17 protein-coding genes are annotated in these 18,543 nt (G+C 39.1%); 7 read left to right on the forward strand and 10 right to left on the reverse strand.

The window, feature by feature from the left end; all coding sequences use genetic code 11:
• Positions 1-29 precede the first annotated feature (29 nt).
• From AN34_RS10000 to AN34_RS10020, 5 genes are all read left to right on the forward strand, one after another.
• On the forward strand, positions 30-1,895 hold the full coding sequence (locus AN34_RS10000; protein WP_029284874.1) for a TonB-dependent siderophore receptor: 1,866 nt from the start codon (positions 30-32) through the stop codon (positions 1,893-1,895).
• 116 nt (positions 1,896-2,011) lie between these two features.
• Positions 2,012-3,016 (forward strand): SDR family oxidoreductase, encoded by a 1,005-nt coding sequence (locus AN34_RS10005; protein ID WP_029284876.1) that lies wholly within the window; start codon positions 2,012-2,014, stop codon positions 3,014-3,016.
• A 620-nt stretch (positions 3,017-3,636) separates the two neighbouring features.
• The gene (locus AN34_RS10010; RefSeq protein WP_029284878.1) at positions 3,637-4,443 is read left to right on the forward strand and encodes a phytanoyl-CoA dioxygenase family protein; all 807 of its coding nucleotides are present in this window, start codon (positions 3,637-3,639) and stop codon (positions 4,441-4,443) included.
• 160 nt (positions 4,444-4,603) lie between these two features.
• On the forward strand, positions 4,604-5,284 hold the full coding sequence (locus AN34_RS10015; protein WP_029284881.1) for a CDP-alcohol phosphatidyltransferase family protein: 681 nt from the start codon (positions 4,604-4,606) through the stop codon (positions 5,282-5,284).
• A gap of 73 nt (positions 5,285-5,357) precedes the next feature.
• Positions 5,358-5,819: a GtrA family protein gene (locus AN34_RS10020; RefSeq protein WP_051666413.1), complete on the forward strand. Its 462-nt coding sequence runs from the start codon at positions 5,358-5,360 to the stop codon at positions 5,817-5,819.
• A 38-nt stretch (positions 5,820-5,857) separates the two neighbouring features.
• Here AN34_RS10020 and AN34_RS10025 read toward each other — a convergent pair whose 3' ends face one another.
• Complete coding sequence (locus AN34_RS10025) at positions 5,858-6,886, reverse strand: MBL fold metallo-hydrolase (protein WP_157263275.1); 1,029 nt, start codon at positions 6,884-6,886, stop codon at positions 5,858-5,860.
• Positions 6,887-6,959: 73 nt separating this feature from the next.
• Between AN34_RS10025 and AN34_RS10030 the strand changes: the two genes are divergently transcribed.
• On the forward strand, positions 6,960-7,313 hold the full coding sequence (locus AN34_RS10030; RefSeq protein ID WP_029284888.1) for a helix-turn-helix domain-containing protein: 354 nt from the start codon (positions 6,960-6,962) through the stop codon (positions 7,311-7,313).
• A 122-nt stretch (positions 7,314-7,435) separates the two neighbouring features.
• Positions 7,436-9,943: an excinuclease ABC subunit UvrA gene (uvrA, locus tag AN34_RS10035; RefSeq protein WP_029284890.1), complete on the forward strand. Its 2,508-nt coding sequence runs from the start codon at positions 7,436-7,438 to the stop codon at positions 9,941-9,943.
• 199 nt (positions 9,944-10,142) lie between these two features.
• Here uvrA and AN34_RS10040 read toward each other — a convergent pair whose 3' ends face one another.
• From AN34_RS10040 to AN34_RS10080, 9 genes are all read right to left on the reverse strand, one after another.
• Positions 10,143-11,681, reverse strand: a complete 1,539-nt coding sequence (locus tag AN34_RS10040) for a SulP family inorganic anion transporter (RefSeq protein ID WP_029284891.1) — start codon at positions 11,679-11,681, stop codon at positions 10,143-10,145.
• A gap of 272 nt (positions 11,682-11,953) precedes the next feature.
• Positions 11,954-13,297, reverse strand: coding sequence for a Na+/H+ antiporter NhaA (gene nhaA, locus AN34_RS10045; protein WP_029284893.1), 1,344 nt, complete (start codon positions 13,295-13,297; stop codon positions 11,954-11,956).
• Positions 13,298-13,399: 102 nt separating this feature from the next.
• Entirely contained in the window at positions 13,400-14,467 is a 1,068-nt protein-coding gene (gene arsB, locus AN34_RS10050; RefSeq protein ID WP_029284895.1) for an ACR3 family arsenite efflux transporter, read from the reverse strand.
• 49 nt (positions 14,468-14,516) lie between these two features.
• A complete protein-coding gene (locus AN34_RS10055; protein WP_029284897.1) occupies positions 14,517-14,936 on the reverse strand; it encodes an arsenate reductase ArsC in 420 nt (139 codons plus the stop codon).
• A gap of 76 nt (positions 14,937-15,012) precedes the next feature.
• Complete coding sequence (locus AN34_RS10060; RefSeq protein ID WP_029284899.1) at positions 15,013-15,483, reverse strand: DUF6428 family protein; 471 nt, start codon at positions 15,481-15,483, stop codon at positions 15,013-15,015.
• Between the two features lie 63 nt (positions 15,484-15,546).
• The gene (locus AN34_RS10065) at positions 15,547-15,876 is read right to left on the reverse strand and encodes a helix-turn-helix transcriptional regulator (RefSeq protein WP_029284901.1); all 330 of its coding nucleotides are present in this window, start codon (positions 15,874-15,876) and stop codon (positions 15,547-15,549) included.
• A gap of 67 nt (positions 15,877-15,943) precedes the next feature.
• A complete protein-coding gene (locus AN34_RS10070) occupies positions 15,944-16,948 on the reverse strand; it encodes an NADP-dependent oxidoreductase (RefSeq protein ID WP_029284903.1) in 1,005 nt (334 codons plus the stop codon).
• Between the two features lies 1 nt (position 16,949).
• Positions 16,950-17,717, reverse strand: coding sequence for an SDR family oxidoreductase (locus AN34_RS10075; RefSeq protein ID WP_029284906.1), 768 nt, complete (start codon positions 17,715-17,717; stop codon positions 16,950-16,952).
• A gap of 29 nt (positions 17,718-17,746) precedes the next feature.
• Entirely contained in the window at positions 17,747-18,475 is a 729-nt protein-coding gene (locus AN34_RS10080; RefSeq protein ID WP_029284908.1) for an SDR family oxidoreductase, read from the reverse strand.
• Between the last annotated feature and the right edge of the window lie 68 nt (positions 18,476-18,543).

Below are 18,543 nucleotides of genomic sequence, written 5' to 3' on the forward strand. Positions count from 1 at the left end.
GGTATTACTTTTGCTGAAAATTATAAGGAATGAAAAAAATTTACCTGGCTATACCGCTTTTTTGGTGTACTAACCTATACGCTCAACAAAAGCAAGATACCGTCATCACCTTTAAAGATGTGGTGATTAATGAGAATGGTTTCCATACACCCGTATCCAAACAAAACAGAAATGTTTATATCATTGATCAGGCTATGATTGCCAAATTACCCGGCCGCACTATTCAGGAGCTTTTGCAATATGCCAATGGTGTAGATTTAAGGCAAAGAGGACCTTTTGGTAGTCAGGCAGATATTAGTATTGATGGCGGAAGTTTTGAGCAAACAGTTGTGCTGTTAAATGGCGTTAAAATTATTGATACGCAAACGGCACATAACATGCTTAATCTGCCTATTCCCGTAGAAGCAATTGAGCGGATTGAAATTGTTCGCGGACCAGCTGCCCGGATTTACGGCATCAACAGCCTAACCGGAGCCATCAACATTATCACTAAAAAATTCACTAAATCTGGTTTTCTGGTTGATTCCTATGCAGGCTCAAATTTTAAGAAAAATGCAGAAGGTAACGGAAAAACATTTTATGGTGCAGGTATTCAGGCCGGAGCGGTGTTAAGTAACAAGACTAATCAACATTCTATTTTTGGCTCACGTGATCAAAGCAATGGTTACCGCTTTAATACCCAATTTGAAAACCTCAAGTTACTTTACCAGGGGAATATTCAAATTGATAGCGCTAATGAAATCATGACTTCATTTGGTTACACCAAAAATGAGTTTGGCGCTAATGGATTTTACGCTGCACCAGGAGACCGAAATTCTACTGAGGCTGTACAAACGACTTTGGCCAGTGTGCAATCCAAACATAAGCTTTCAGAAAAATGGATGCTAATGCCTAGACTGAGTTATCGCTACAACTTCGATGACTACCGCTATTTCGGCAATACCAATCCTAATGCGGGCATTAGCAAACACAGTACAAATTCACTTGCGGCAGAAGTAAACAGCACGTATAAAACCGCTGGTGGAGAGCTAGGCATAGGTGCCGAATTGAGAAGTGATGCCATTAATTCTTCCAATATTGGTAAACACCAAAGAGAAAATGTGGGGATATATGCCCAGTACCGTACCTTCCTCACCGAAAAATTAAATGTTAATCTGGGTAGTTATGTAAACTATAACTCTGCTTATAAATGGCAGGTTTATCCAGGTCTTGATGCCAGTTATTCTTTTACAGATGTTTTTAAAATTATTGGTAGTATCGGCACCAGTCAAAGGTTGCCATCCTTTACCGATCTTTATCTGAACCAGCGGCCAGGAAACATTGGTAACCCAAATGTAAAGCCTGAAAATGCCTTTCAAAGTGAAATGGGCTTCAAAATTGTCAAAGGAGATTTTACTTTCAACACTAACTTTTTCTACAGAAGAATCACCGATTTTATTGATTATACAAGAGTTGTAAGCACAGAACCATTTGAAGCCAATAATTTGGGCACCATGATTACGAAGGGAATTAATCTTCGCTCTAACTACAGCCTCGAAATATCAGAAAATGCAAAGATGAATATCAATCTGGCCTATTCTTACCTTAACTCCAGGTTTGGAGAGATGCAACCCGGGATTTCGTCTAAATACCAACTGGCTTCACTAAAACATCAGGTAACCAACACCATAGATTTTAAATACCATAATTTTACTTTATTATTGGCTACACGTTTCAACCAGCGATTTGCCGGATCAACTTATTGGATCAATGATATGCGTATTAGCCAGGCTATTCAAAAATTCACGATATATGTAGATGCGCAAAACATTTTCGATACTCAGTATTATGAAATTGGTGCTATTCCACTCCCATCCCGTTGGGTGAGCTTAGGTGTAAAATTCGTTAGCTTTTAAATTTACTACTGTGATGTGATTTCCTTTCACATGATTTAAATATTACCATTGATCAGAATTCTGAAACTTAAAAAAATTAAGTGGGTTATAAAGATATACCTAAGAAAAAGATCATCATGGAAAATGAAAAAATTAGCAGACGAAAGGCTTTAGGCGGCCTGAGTTTAGCAATGGCTGCCGTTGCAGCTTCTCCTATTTTAAGTAGTGCCGCAGTGCCGCAAGATATTAAATTCGGCCCTGCGGATTTGCAAGATCCTACAACAAAATATCCACGCCCGCCATTCATACATCAAAACCAACCCTGGCCGGCATTAGCAAGTAAAATGGATCCTAAACCGGATCATGGCGAAACCAGTTATAAAGGTTCTGGTCGTTTAATGGGTAGAAAGGCACTCATTACCGGTGGTGATTCTGGCATGGGGCGAGCAGCGGCTATTGCCTACGCACGTGAAGGTGCCGATGTAGCCATTAATTATTTGCCACAAGAAGAACCTGATGCACGTGAAGTAGTAGAATTAATTAAAAAAGCCGGAAGAAAAGCAGTTGCTATTCCCGGAGACCTAAGGGATGAAAACTTCTGCAAAAAACTGGTAGATGAAGCCGCCAGGCAATTGGGTGGTTTAGATATCGTAATCAGTAATGCTGCCCGTCAACAATCTAATCCTTCCATTATGGATATTACCACCGAGCAATTCGACTGGACGATTAAAACCAATATTTATGCGCCCTTTTGGATTATCAAAGCTGCATTACCTTATTTAAAGCCAGGTTCTTCTATTATCGGCACCACATCCGTACAAGCTACTGATCCATCAGCTGATTTATATGATTATGCACAAACAAAAGCTGCTACTACTAACTTTGTAAAATCACTAGCCAAACAACTTGGTCCGAAAGGAATACGCGTAAATGGTGTAGCACCTGGCCCCATCTGGACACCCTTGCAAATGGGTGGAGGCTCTACACCAGAGAAATTAAAGGCATTTGGAAAAGATACACCACTGGGTCGCCCCGGGCAACCCGCTGAATTAGCCTCCATATATGTTCAATTGGCCGCAAATGATGCCAGTTTTTCTACCGGTCAAATTTATGGCGCAGCCGGAGGATCTGGTCAACCATAAGCGATTATGCACTAATCTTCAGTATTCTGAAGGTTAGTGCTTAAATCTTGACCCACAAAGTTTTGATGGGTTGTGTGCCAGGAAACTTCGTCAGTCTTGTAGTGGCAATCTAAACAACTAACCCTCTAAACAACTAACCACCTAACCAACCAAACAACCTAAATCCACATCTAAACTGGCGAAGTTCTGCCAGCCCCAGGCCTTTAAAACTTCGCAAGTTAACCCCCTTGCCGACTTACGAAGTTTGATGGGTTGTGTGCCAGGGAAACTTCGTCAGTCTTCTAGTGGCAATCTAAACAACTAACCCTCTAAACAACTAACCACCTAAACTCCCTAACAACTAAACCATCTAACCCCCTAACCAACCACCCAACCTCATTTTTTACCATCATCAATTTATTTAAAAAAATTTATCAGAAAAAAAAACGCTACATTGTTCTTAAGAATATTAAAAAAATGTTAAGTTTGTACTATACACTACTAAATACATAGATTATGTATAATAAAACACAGTCGTTTTATTTATCGGTACAAAACTCATCGCTAATGCGAATGTGTTGTTGCTGCGCATAATTTTCTCTTCTACCAATTCTTAATTTCCAACTATTAATCTTATTTAAATGGCATCATCGTATCCAACCTTCACCCTATCAGAAAAACTCACCGATCAGCAGGTAGAATTTTTTAATATTCACGGATTCATACACTTTAAAAATTTCATTACCAAACCAACCGTTGAATCCATTATCGATGCTTCAAAGGAAGTACAGCAAAAATGGATTAATACTGATATTCAAAAAGTTAACGGTGTTCCTATAAAATATGGAAAGGATATAGACGGCAAAAAAATTGTACAACGTTTCGCTTTTATCAACCAGCATCATAAAACCTTAAGTGGATTATTATTAGACCCAAGGTTATCTGCTTTATTGCCATTAGCAGGTGAAGATTCGAGATTAGGAATTGAAGAAAAGGATGGAATGGTATTTAATCATTATGTTAACGGACCAGAAAGTGGTTTTACCAAAATGGGCTGGCATACTGATGGTTTGAGAGACATTTTTTATGGTGGCAAACTGAACCCGATGTTAAATGTTGGTGTACACTTAAGTACCCAAACCGAAGAAAATGGTGGTTTAAAAATTATTCCTGGTACGCACAAGCAAAGTATTTATCAAATGCTTTTCCGTAAAAAATATTTTTTGGATAATCGCCCTGATAAAGATGAAATTTCCATTTTGCCAGAGGCCGGAGATTTAACCGTGCATGATGGAAGACTTTGGCACCGTGTGGCACAATCTTCACTTCGAGGTGAACCAAGCCGAAGAAGAGTGATCTACATTCCAATTATTGCCGGAAAATACGTGCCTAAAAACGAGAATAGTCCTACGGTATTTTATCAGCGTTTCGCTGGAATAGTCAAATAACATATGCTAATAATCTTATTTTTGAGTTATCTTGCGCGATCGGGCAAACTAAAACGTCAGCTTACCCTGATCAAGTCTTTACCCAGAAAAATCAGTGGAAAGCTGATCAGACCTGAAACAGCCATAGTGGCTTGTCTTTTAGCTTTTGGTCATTAAATAAATGAAGGATATCACAACAGAACGGGCAAAGATTTTCGCAGATAGAAAAAGAACAAACATTTTAAGAGCAGGGGAACAACAATTTATTCATTTTTTACTCGGAAAGATACCAGGCTTTATTTCGCCAAATATCATGACCGGCGTAGGCATGTTTGGTTCTATTATCGTTTGCGCAGCCTTTCTTTTGGGTGCAAATTTTGGAAATATTTTTTTACCTATTGGAATTATTGGACTTTTCATAAACTGGGTTGGTGATTCGCTTGATGGGAGATTGGCATATTATCGAGGCATTGCCAGAAAATGGTACGGATTTGCTTTAGATATTATTATGGATTGGCTAAGCATCATCCTGATTGGGATGGGATACTATTTTTATGCAACAGATTCTACTAGGATTTTAGGTTTTATCTTTGTGGTATGTTATGGTTGGTCTATGATTATCTCTTTGCTGCGCTATAAGATTTTGGGTGTATATCGAATTGATGCAGGTCTTTTAGGGCCTACAGAACTTCGCGTCATTATTGCAATGATCCTGCTGCTGGAAACCGCTATTCCAGGCTCAATCACCTATTCTGCCCTGATCACCACAGTGATATTATTGGTAATTAACCTCAAAGATACCAATGCTTTGCTTGAACTTGGAAACGATCGGGATCGCGAAGAAAAAGAATTAAAACCTTAACCAATTAATAAGCACTTGGTATAATAATAATCAAGGCTGCTTCTGATCACGAACAAAATATCATACGCCAAACATGAGTAAAAAGAAATCAATTTTGGTTTTTCTGAAAGCACAGGTATCTGCATTTGCCGGTGGAGTAACAGATTATGGCCTTATGATTCTTTTTACTGAAATGCTAGGTATTCACTTTACCATTTCTATTCTTTTATCAGGAACATTGGGCGGCATTGTTAATTTTTGTATCAACAGGTTCTGGGCATTCAATGATGGTAATGAATACGTTGCATCTCCAAAGAACCAACTCATCAAATTTGCAGCCGTTGTACTGGGAAGTATTTCCTTAAAATCAGCAGGAACTTATCTATTACAAAAGTGTTTTAACCTCGATTACCGTATCGGACGTTTATTGATAGACAGTGTTGTTTCTTATGGTTTTAATTATCCTATGATGAAGCTTTGGGTTTTCAAAACACAAGTAATGGAAACAGTACCAAGTGAATACGCTGATACAGATAGGCTTATCAATCAACGATAAAATATCTGGCAAAAGCCTAACGAATCAATTTTATGATGTTAATCTGGCACCATAGCCATTTGCTGCACCCATTCAAATGCATTACCTTTTTTGCGTACATGCCCTAAGCCCGGCCATGGCAAATGATAAGAAAAAATCAGCGATCTTGATGTGGCTAAATCACGCATTACTTTTCTCCTGGTTTGTATAGCCTGGTTAAAATTGCTGTCTCCTTCAAAACCCCACTCTGGATGCGCTACCACTAAGACTGCTGAATGAACCAAATCTGCAATATGGTAAAGCGACTCTCCATTAGAGAAAATTTTAGCCGTACAATGACCTGGTGTATGGCCTGGTGCCAATTGCATGGTTATACAATCAATGATAGTATCTCCATCTTCAAAAAGATGTAGTTGATCACCCAAAGCATTTATATTTTTTTTAGCCACATCTTTTACAAATTTGATTAGCTGCTGATCCGTGAGCTTACTTTTTGAAAAATCGGGATTTTCTGATAACCAGAAATCATGATCAATACGTGATAAATAAACCTTTGCTTTAGGAAATAACAATTGATTTTCGGCACCTGTTAATCCACCAATATGATCGGGGTGTGCATGTGTAATTACCACATCAGTTACGTCTTCCGGATTGATGCCAGCCTTCTGAAGGTTTTTAATTAATCCGCCAGACTGTTCACCAAAATTTACACCACATCCGCTATCCAATAAAATCGTTCTGCTCTTCGATTTAATCACCAGAATATTGATGCCCAATTCAATCTGGTCTGTTGGAGCAAAGTTTCGCTCCAGTTCCTGTTCAACCCGACGAGAATTGATTCCAGGAGCAAAATTCGGTTGAATGGGCTTCATTACAATTCGGCCATCGCTCACAACCATCAAGTCTAATTCTCCAAGTTTAAACTGATGAAAGCTATTCCTTTTCTTCCCAATAGCGTTTAGCGGTTTAGCCACTAAACTTCTGATATCTGTAAATCCGATAAGTGCCAGTCCGGCAAATCTGATTAATGCGGTTCTTCTGTCCATTTTTTTTTCTTCAAAGCTATCATATTGATATCTTTGCGTCAAGTATGTACTTTTTAGTATCCTACATACCTTTTACATTCTATTACTGACTATCAGCCATATAAAATTACAAAAAATGAGAAAGGAAAGAGATGAACCCTATTGTGCTGTTGATTTTGCATTCCAAAGGATCGGCGGAAAATACCGTGGCAGAATTTTATGGTATCTTCATTTACATCAGGTATTGAGATACGGCGAATTAAAACGGCTGCTTAAAGGAATCACTACTAAAATGCTCACGCAAACATTAAGAGAACTTGAACAGGATGAAATGGTTAACCGTAAAGTATACCTGGAAGTTCCGCCAAAGGTTGAATATTCCTTAACAGCCAATGCCAAAGAGCTTATTCCATTGATCAATGAATTAAGGGGATGGGCCGATCGCCGCATAATGGAAAACCCTAGAGCAGGTACAAAAATGCCTTGCTAACTATATCACATCACAAATGGTGATAAGCATCAAGATTATACAGCTAAAACATCCACAAAATTAAAAACTTAGTCTCGTCTCTATTGTTGCATAAATGAAATTGAAAGTCACTCCAAAAAGTAATGGCAATAGATAAGCAGAGTAGCATGATCAGGGTTCGTGGAGCCAGAGAAAATAATTTAAAAGATATTAACCTGGACATTCCCCGGGATAAACTGGTGGTATTTACCGGTGTATCCGGTTCAGGAAAATCTTCACTCGCCTTTGGAACATTGTATGCCGAGGCACAACGAAGATATCTGGAGTCTGTTTCTCCATATGCCAGAAGGCTGTTTAACCAAATGAGTGTACCTGATGTAGATACGATAGACGGTCTTCCACCAGCGGTAGCCCTTCAGCAACAACGAGGTGGAACAAGCACCCGGTCTTCTGTAGGAAGTGTTACTACCTTGTCGAATCTGATGAGGATGCTTTTTTCAAGAGCTGGAGATTATCCTGAACATCAGGGAATCATATATGCCGAAGGTTTTTCACCAAATACACCACAGGGTGCATGCCCTGAATGCCATGGATTAGGCAGTGTGTTTGAGATCACCGAAAGTACCATGGTACCTAATGATAAGCTGACTATCCGGGAGCGGGCAATTGCATCATGGCCGCTGGCCTGGCAGGGTCAAAACCAACGTGATATTCTGGTATCGATGGGCTACAATGTTGATATTCCATGGAAAGACCTTCCTAAAAAAGATCGCGAATGGATTCTCTTTACAGAGGAAACACCTACGGTTCCGGTATATCCGGGATTCTCACCAAAAGAAACCGCAGTAGCAATCAAAAATAAAAGAACACCCGATTATATGGGCACTTTCATCGGTGCTAAGCCATATATTCTTAAAACCTTCTCATCCAGTCAATCTGAACTGATGAAAAAAAGAGTAAGCCAGTATATGCGTAGTGCTACCTGTCCACTTTGCGAAGGTAAGAGACTTAGAAAAGAATCACTTTCTATTAAATTTGATGGAAAAGATATTGCTACAATCTCCGGCCTTTCTTTGGCTGAACTGGCCATCATTTTCGAAAAGTATGCCCAATTAGGAAAAGATATAGGATCGGCAGAAAAGCAAATTGTTACTGGTCGTATTTCTTCAGATATCCTATCGCGGATTAAAGTGATGCTGGAGCTTGGGCTTGGCTACCTGAGCATGGAACGTACCACTCCTACCCTTTCTCCTGGTGAGCTTCAACGCCTGAGACTCGCTACCCAGGTGCATTCTAATTTATTTGGAGTCATTTATGTGCTTGATGAACCTTCAGCTGGACTTCATCCCGCAGATACCAGAGCCTTATTGGGTATTCTGGATAAATTGAAGGCTGCCGGGAATACCATATTTGTAGTTGAACATGAGCTTGAGGTGATTAAACATGCAGATTGGATTATTGATGTTGGCCCTATGGCTGGTAACCAGGGTGGCTATATCTTATATAGCGGATTGCCTGAAGGGCTAAAAAAAGTGAAGGAATCACAAACTTCAGCTTTTCTGTTTAATCAGGAAGTGAGGAAAATTCTTGCGCCAAGAAAACCTAAAGGCTGGTTGAGCATTACAGGAGGCTCCCGTCACAACCTAAAGAATTTAAATATCGATTTTCCATTAGGCGTAATGACATGTGTTACCGGAATATCTGGTTCAGGGAAGAGCAGTTTGGTGAGTCAGTTGCTGGTAGAACTGGTTGCAAATGGCCTTCATCAAAAACTAGAAACGCAACCAGAGGAAATAACAGAAGGACCACAAATTAAGGATACCGCTTCAAGTAAAGGAAGTATAACAGCAGGGCTGGAACAGCTTTCAAGGCTTATTGTAGTAGACCAGCGCCCAATCGGACGCACACCTAGATCAAATCTGGCTACCTACACGGGTCTTTTTGACCATGTGCGAAAACGCTTTGCTGAGGTGCCGCTAGCCAAAAAGCGTAAATATGATGCAGGCCGATTTTCATTTAACGTAGCAAAAGGTCGTTGTCCACATTGCCTCGGAGAAGGCTTTGTAATGGTTGAACTGCTTTTTTTGCCAAGTGTTTATACACCCTGCCCTACTTGCAAAGGTACCCGCTACAATGCCGATACACTTGAAGTCATTTATAAGGGAAAAAACATTGCCCAGGTACTGGAAATGACAGTAGAGGAAGCTTGCAACTTTTTTGATGAAGATCCGCTTATCTATCGGGCGCTTGATATTGTAAGGGAAGTTGGGTTGGGATATTTAAAGCTTGGGCAAGCCGCAACAGAACTTTCGGGTGGCGAAGCACAACGCATTAAGTTGGCTACCGAACTTCAAAAAAGTCAAAAAGGGTCTGCCATTTATATCCTGGATGAGCCGACTACTGGCTTGCATCCTGCTGATGTTGAACGGTTATTGATTCAACTTCATAAGCTGGCTGATGCCGGAAATACTGTTGTACTGGTAGAACATGATATGCAGGTAATCGCACAAAGCGACTGGCTAATTGATGTTGGACCAGGTGCAGGAGATGCAGGTGGAAAAATCATTTACACCGGAACTTTAGAGGGCCTTACAAAATGTAAAAACAGCAAAACTGCTCCATTTATAGCAAATTATTTAAACGGCAAATGATAGAATGTAAAACCAGGAGAATCATTCCTGGTTTTTGCTTTGGCCATATTATCAATTTAAGATGCCATACTGAACCTGTCGAAGGACTTATTAAAGAATATCATTAACAGTATATTGACAAGTTCAACATGATGACAAATTCTAACATAAATTATTAATTAATGATACGGTGCTGCACATCAAATCCTAATCCATCATCCTATCCTTTTTCAGCTGCTATTCTATAATTCGGATCCTGGTAAATATTAATATCAATCACCTCAGATGCATTTTTCAATAGCAAACGACAATCCTGGCTAAGGTGTTTAAGATGAAGTTTTTTACCTGCCACATGATATCTTTCCGTAAGCTTATTCAGTGCTTCTATTGCAGACATGTCCGTAACCCGGCTATCCTTAAAATCAATGATCACCGTATCTGGGTCTTCAGCTATATCAAATTTTTCTAAAAAAGCAGTTACAGAGCCAAAAAACAGAGGCCCATATATTTCATAGTGTTTTACGCCATCATGGTCTACATATTTTCTTGCCCTGATTCTTTTAGCACTCTCCCAGGCAAATACAAGGGCCGAAATGATGACGCCAATCAACACCGCCAGGGCCAGGTTATGCAACCATACGGTAATTACAGCGACCAGGATCCCTACGAAGATATCTTGTTTCGGCATCTTATTAATGATTCTGAAACTCACCCATTCAAAAGTCCCTATGGCAACCATGATCATTACTCCTGTTAATGCAGCCATAGGGAGTAGTCCAATTATCGGTGCTCCAAATAAGATAATCAGCAAAATTGTAAGTGCTGCAATAATTCCAGATAAACGTGCCCTTGCCCCTGCAGAAAGATTAACTAATGTTTGGGCAATCATTGGGCAGCCACCCATGCCATAGAAAAATCCATTTAAGATATTGGCAATGCCTTGTGCGATAGATTCACGGTTACCATTTCCCCTGGTTCCTGTAATTTCATCTACAAGATTGAGGGTAAGGAGTCCTTCTGTAAGCCCAACCCCTGCCATTATAGCGGCATAGGGTAAAATAATCTGAAAAGTTTCCAATGTAAATGGTATTTGAGGGATGTGAAAAGGTGGAAAACCTCCGCTAACCGAAGCGATATCACTAACTGTCTTCGTATGGATTCCGAATCCTAAGACCACCAGGAATACCACAATGATAGCCACAAGTGATGGTGGAACGGCTTTAGTTACTTTAGGAAAGAAGACTACTATGGCTATTGTTAATGCAACAAGCCCCCCCATAATCAATAAAGGCTGGCCAGTTAACCAAGTTTCCTTTCCATTAATAACCGTCTTAAATTGTTCAAGTTGGGCCATAAAAATAATCACAGCAAGACCATTTACGAAACCATACATCACGGGTTGAGGTACCAGGCGAATAAATTTCCCCAGCTTAAATACACCAACCAAAATTTGCACCACTCCAGCCAATGCTACCGCAGCAAAAACATATTCAATACCATGAGCCTTCATTAAAGCAATGAGTACCACCACCACGGCACCAGCACCTCCGGAAATTAAACCCGGGCGGCCACCTAAAACCGCAGTAACCAGGCCCATAATAAAAGCAGCATATAATCCAACTAATGGGGGGAAACCAGCCAAAATAGCAAAGGAAAGTGATTCAGGCATCATGGTCATAGCCACGGTAATACCAGCCAAAACTTCTGTTTTGTAGTTGACTTTTTGAGAAAAATCAAAAAAACGTGTACGTAAAAACATACCAGGAAAATTTAAAGTAAAAAAATTTGAATAAGGAAAATATCCTTAACAATGGAATTAGCTAAGGGAGAATATTATACTGAAAGAATTCAGGGCTTTGTCACAGGGTTATATAAAACTTGTTGAACTTTTCTCATTTCGATTGCTGCAAATATACAATTATTTACAAATCCTCCATAACTTATTTACGCCTTTATAGCAACAGAAGCACTACTTTAATGTGTATAGATCAACACAAAAATAAGAAAGGAAGCAATAGTGAAGGGCGACTTTTAGCCATTATCTTCTCTTAGTTGATGAAGCTTATTACTGCTTTTACTAATCTGCTTTAAAACAATTGTACCCAATATACCTGAAAGTACCGAGGCAATGAGAATACCATATTTAGCCTGATCAATAAAAACGGGATTTTTAAAGGCCAATCCACTGATAAAAAGCGACATGGTAAATCCAATACCTGCTAATAAAGCTACGCCAGCCAGGTGTCTCCAGCTCGCTCCTTCTGGTAATTTAGACAAACGAAATTTTACCATTACCCAGCAAAAAAACAGAATACCAGTAAACTTACCAATAACCAAACCAGCTGCCACACCAATAGAAACTGGATTTGCAATAGAACTGAAAAAATCGGCGCTGATTACAATGCCTGCATTAGCCAATGCAAAAAGTGGCATTATACCAAAAGCAACCCATGGGTGCAGTGCATGTTCAATGGTTTGGAGCGGTGTTTCAGCAGCCATACTTAATGTTTTTACCTTTTGGATGGTCTTGTTTTGTTCTGGGGTAATCAGGCTCCCTCTTTCAGGTATGTCAACCTCAAAATCATAAGAAAGCTTGCGCAAATTACTGGAATAAATCTGTTCATCTATTTTGGTAACCGCTGGAATGGTAAAAGCAACTAAAACTCCAGCGATGGTGGCATGAATGCCTGACAGCAGAAAACCAATCCACACGCAAATCCCCAGTATGAGATAAAATAAAGTGCTTCTAACTCCTATCCTGTTTCCTATCATTAATAATATTAATAAACCTGCTCCGATGGCCAAAGGCATGAAGTTAATCTGGTCAGTATAAAAAAAAGCAATCACCAGTACTGCACCTAAATCATCAGCTACAGCTAATGCAGAAAGGAAAACTTTTACCGATACAGGAATGTGTTTACTGGCCATAGAGAGCAAGGCAAGTGCAAACGCAATGTCTGTAGCCATTGGGATACCCCAGCCATGTGATGCATCAGTTCCGCTGTTGATGAAAAAATAAATAGCTGCCGGAACCAGCATTCCGCCCAAAGCCGCAGTCATTGGTAGTGAGGCCTTTTGAAGAGAGGAGAGTTCTCCTTCCATAAATTCTCGCTTGAGTTCGAGACCGATTACAAAGAAAAATATGGCCATTAAGCCATCATTGATCCACGTGTGGAGCGGATGACTAAGCATAAACTCATCAAAACCCACAGAAAAATTGATATGCCATAAGTGTTCATAAAACTCGTGGAATGGCGAATTTGCCCAGGCAATAGCAATGATCACACTTACAAGAAGAATTATTCCGCTGGTATATTCCAGATGAATAAAGCGACTTACAGGTGCCATTATTTTTTCTATAGTTGTTTTCTCCATCTTATCTCCAAAATTTCAAATATACAACTTAAAAAAACCAGCCTGTCTTTTTCTTCATGTAAATATGGTTTTGAGCAGAAAAAACTGTAAAAATCAGGTGGCTCAATTTAAGCCAAAGTATTTCTTCCTAAAATAAAAAGCAAGATTTACCAATGCAATTAAGGCCGGAACTTCTACCAATGGGCCGACCACTCCTGCAAAAGCCTGACCAGAATTTATTCCAAATACACCAATGGCTACCGCAATGGCGAGTTCAAAGTTGTTACCCGTTGCGGTGAAGGCAATAGCGCTGCTTTTTGAATAATCGGCGCCAAAATAACGGCCAGCAAAGAAACTCACCACAAACATGATCGAGAAATAAATAATCAGTGGTATGGCAACTCGGACTACATCCATCGGAATCTGAACAATAAGTTCTCCTTTCAAACTAAACATCACTAAAATGGTAAACAAAAGTGCTATTAATGTAATTGGAGAGATTAGGGGGATGAACTTCTTATTGAACCACTCCTCTCCTTTTAAATTAATTAAAATCATTTGACTAATCAATCCCATTGCGAAAGGAATGCCCAGGTAGATACCGACACTCTCCGCAATCTGGCCAATAGAAATGTTAACTTCAAGCCCCTGATATCCAAACACCGGCGGAAGAACCGTAATGAATACATAGGCAAATACACTGTATAATAATACCTGGAAAATACTGTTCAAGGCAATTAAACCAGCCGCATATTCACGGTTTCCTTCAGCAAGTTCATTCCACACCACCACCATGGCAATACAGCGGGCAAGTCCAATCAGGATAAGACCAACCATGTATTCAGGATAATCATGTAAAAAAGTAATGGCAAGAAAGAACATTAAAAGCGGGCCAATAATCCAGTTCAACACCAAAGAAGTAGTTAAAACTTTAGTATCCTTAAAAACCTGGCCAAGATTCTTGTACTTTACTTTAGCCAAAGGCGGGTACATCATTAAAATTAATCCTATGGCAAGTGGTATATTGGTAGTGCCACTTGAAAATGAATTGATCAATACTGCAGATAATGGGAATAAGGATCCTACCCCAACGCCTATAGCCATGGCCAGGAAAATCCAAAGGGTTAAATACCAGTCTAGAAAACTTAATTTTTTTCTTTCCAAAGCAGGGGCGCAACTATTAGCAGACATGTAAATTTGTTTTTATCAATTAGTGATTATCTTGCGAATAGAAAAAGTTTCAGTATTTAAGATACTGCTGTGTAAAAGCCTGAGTATAATCCTTGATGATATTTCTTACACGTTCAAATTCTGCATCAATTTCTGATTCCGTTCCAGTAGCTTTAGCAGGATCAGGAAAATTCTGATGCAGTTTTAATGCTTTACTGGGGAAATAAGGGCAACTTTCCCTTGCATGATCACATACCGTGATGATGTAATCAAATTCAATATCCACGTATTCATTGATGTGATTGGAAGTATGTCCGGAAATATCAATACCCTCTGCCTTCATGGTTTGGATTGCCCTGGGATTTACCCCATGGGTTTCAATTCCAGCACTATAAATATCAGCAACATCACCTGCGAAATTTCTTAAATAGCCTTCAGCAATCTGGCTTCTACAACTGTTGCCTGTACAGAGCACTAAAACTTTTTTCATTGATTTTAATTAGGTCAGTTCGTCCAATGGTTAACTTATTAGAGAACTTATTTAGATTTAATTTTTATGGGAAGCTTTAACAGCAACCACCGCCTGGCGTGCATGAATTTGCGGGACCGGCAAGATTAACCAATCCAACCTTTTTCGCAGGTTCGGGTATACCACATTTATCCATCGCCAAACAAGCTGTCTTTTTAGCAATTAAAATAAAATTGGTGCCATCAAAAGCCAGATCATATTTACCAATAGTTTCTGCCTGGTATTCCACCTCAATGTCTGAATCTTCCATTCCCAATACTTTTTCTGATAAACCTATAATGTCCAGTAATTTTTTAGGTTTTAACCTGTGCTCAAAATCATCTGCATCCCATAATTGGAAGTTGGCTACTTTTTCATGGCGAACAGTCCCTCCGCAGTCGATAAAATTTTTAGTGATCACCCCTACTTCCGTAACATGAAAATGTTCTGGCACCATTTCTCCATTTTCCAACTGAAAATGAACACCTTCTACCTGACTAAGAATATCTTTTATTTCTGATAATTTCATAATGTGTGTATTTGTCTTTTATAATATTGCAATTTAACGATTGATTTGATTTAAAAAAAAAGCTTAGCAACAAGTTACTTCGCCCTTATAAGATTCAAAAAAGACACCCAACTGATCTTTCAACAACTTCCACGTTACCGGATTGATACAATAACAGATGCTTACCCCTTCAACAGTACCCTGAATAATTCCAGCCAGTTTCAGTTCTTTCAAATGTTGTGATATAGTGGGTTGAGCAAGTCCCAATTCCTCTACTAAATCTCCACATATACAGGTATTGGATGCCAAAATTCTTTGTAAAATTGCGATACGTGCGGGGTGAGCCATCGCTTTGAGCAAGGTTGACAATCTGTTTTGCTCTTCGGTAAATATTTCAGATTTGGTAAGTCCCATAGTTTATATCGCAATATTACAATTAATATAATATATACCAAAATAATTGTTCACTATTAAAAGAAATTTATGCTTTAATCATCTTGATAACTACTTTTCCCTTGGCGCGTCCACTCTCTACATAACTCAAAGCCTCATTAGTTTGTGCAAAGCTAAATACCTTATCTATCACAGGTTTGAGCAGCCCTTTTTCAATCAATTTGGAAATTTCATTTAATTGATTTCCGTTAGCCTTCATAAAAAGAAATGAATAGTCAATGCCTAATTTCTTTGCTTTCCGGCGAATACCAGCACTTAGCAGAGATAAGATTATCCTCACAAACCAAGGGGCTCCAATAGATTTAGCAAAATCAGGTGTTGGCGGACCTGAAATAGAGATGACCTTTCCTCCAGGTCTTAAGATCTTTAGTGATTTTTCAAGTGTCTTATGATCCTGGCTATTCAACACCACATCATAATCTTTAAGGATGGTCTCAAAATCCTGCTTTTTGTAATCAATTAGCACATCTGCTCCTAGGTTTTTCAAAATACCAAAGCTTTTTTCACTTGCAGTTGTCGCAACAGTTGCACCAAGGTGTTTAGCCAATTGTATCGCAACGGTACCTACACCTCCGGAGCCTGCCTGGATAAACACTTTTTGTCCCTTTTTAAGCTTTGCCTTTTCTACCAGAGCCTGCCAGGCAGTTAGTGCAACCAAAGGAATAGATGCAGCCTCTTCCATAGAAAGGTTCTTTGGTTTAAAGGCTACGTCATTTTCATTAATTGCAATAAATGCTGCAAAAGTTCCAATTTTGAAATCCGATGGACGTGAATAAACTTTATCACCTACTTTTAAATGCTTTACATTTTGTCCAATCTGGGTTATAATACCCGTTACGTCGTGCCCTAAAATCAGCGGCAACTTGTAGGGCAGGATTAATTTAAATGCTCCAGATTTTATTTTTGAATCCAAAAGATTTACGCTTGCTGCATGAACCTTTATTAAAACCTCGTTATCGCCAACTTCTGGCATGGGTACATCCACAAGCTGAAGATCGCCTTTGGTATAATGATTAATGATAAATGCTTTCATTTTATTGTTTTAAGAGGTGATGATTTTTTTTTGGATTGATGATATTAAATGCGGTTTTGGGTAAAAATCTGTTCACCAGATTGAACAATTTTGCATCGCCTACGCGGATGGTGTAATGGTTTTTTGATAAACCATTGATCAGTCCTTTCACCATTTCCTCAGCAGATATTTTTTTGTCCTTTCTCTCCCCAGTCATTTCCGTTGCAACCAGTGGAGGGATCAATTCAAAGATTTTCACTTTACTGCCAATGATCTTTAAATGTTCGCGAAGTGATACGGTGTAAAAAGCAAGTGCTGTTTTAGATGAAGAATAAGTAGCCTCAATTAAGGAGGGTGCCTGACTCAGAATTGATGTTGTGTTAATAATTGCAGCTTCTGATCTGGACTTAAGCATATCAAGAAAAAGATTATTTAATCTTAACACTCCCAGATAATTAACGCCCATTTCATATGCAGCACCTTCAATATGTTTTTCATGGGCAATACCGAGATTTGATGGCGGAACGAGAACCGCAGCATTATTGTACAAGATATCAATACCACCCAATTCATTCACTTTATGATAGAGTGATTTAGCATCTGCTTCATTCCCCGCATCACTTTGTATGGCGATTATAGCTGGATATAATTGTTTAGCAGCATCAAGCTTTGACTGATTTCTTCCCGTGATAATTACTTTCGCTCCAAGAGCTACAAACTGTCTGGTAGCTTCCAGCCCTATGCCCGATGCCCCACCTGTAATCAGGATCGTTTTCCCCTTTAAGTTCATGTTTTCTAATTTTTATATCTCAGGAAGAATTAATGATTCATCCCCTCTATCAATGGATTGATCAAAGCGTGTATTTTTTTACTGTCCCCTACCGGAACTTCAAATTGATTTTTTTCCATCGCTGCAAACAACTCATCCGCTACCTCAGATGGAGGAATACCATTGGCACCACCAATCTCTGCAGAAAATTCAGTGTTAACCAAAGGAGGATAAAGCTCATACACGTTAAGTTGCGCAGTTTCGGAAAATGTATCTCTAAGGCCTTGTGTATAATTGTGCAATGCAGCCTTACTTGCAGAATAAGTAGGCAAGTATTTATTCGACCTAAAAACAGTTATGGAAGAAACATTCATAATTGCTGCATCATCCTGTTGCAAAAGTAATGGTAAAGTTAGGGCCGTAAAATCTACAGTACTGATGTAGTTGGTATTAATTTCCTGATAGGCCTTTTCAGCAGCATGATTGTTTTGGTCACTCAAATCATTCATAAAGGCAGCACCAGCGTTATTTATAACGATGTTTAAATCAGGATGATTGTTTTTTAATTCTGCTGCAATGCGGTTCCGGTCTGCCTGTATAGACAAATCTCCCTGTATCGCCACTGCATTATTTAATTCTCTCAAAGCACTTAGAAGACGTTCCTCACTTCTACCATTGATGATGATCTTATTACCTGCTTCATTAAATTTTTTAGCGATGGCTAAGCCAATTCCAGCACTTCCGCCGCTAATAAATATGGTATTTCCTGTTGTTTTCATGATATTGATAATTTAATTATGTAAATTTACTTGCATTTTGCAAGTACAAATATATAAACAACTTTCAA

This window comes from Pedobacter sp. R20-19 (assembly GCF_000708265.2).
Lineage (GTDB): Bacteria > Bacteroidota > Bacteroidia > Sphingobacteriales > Sphingobacteriaceae > Pedobacter.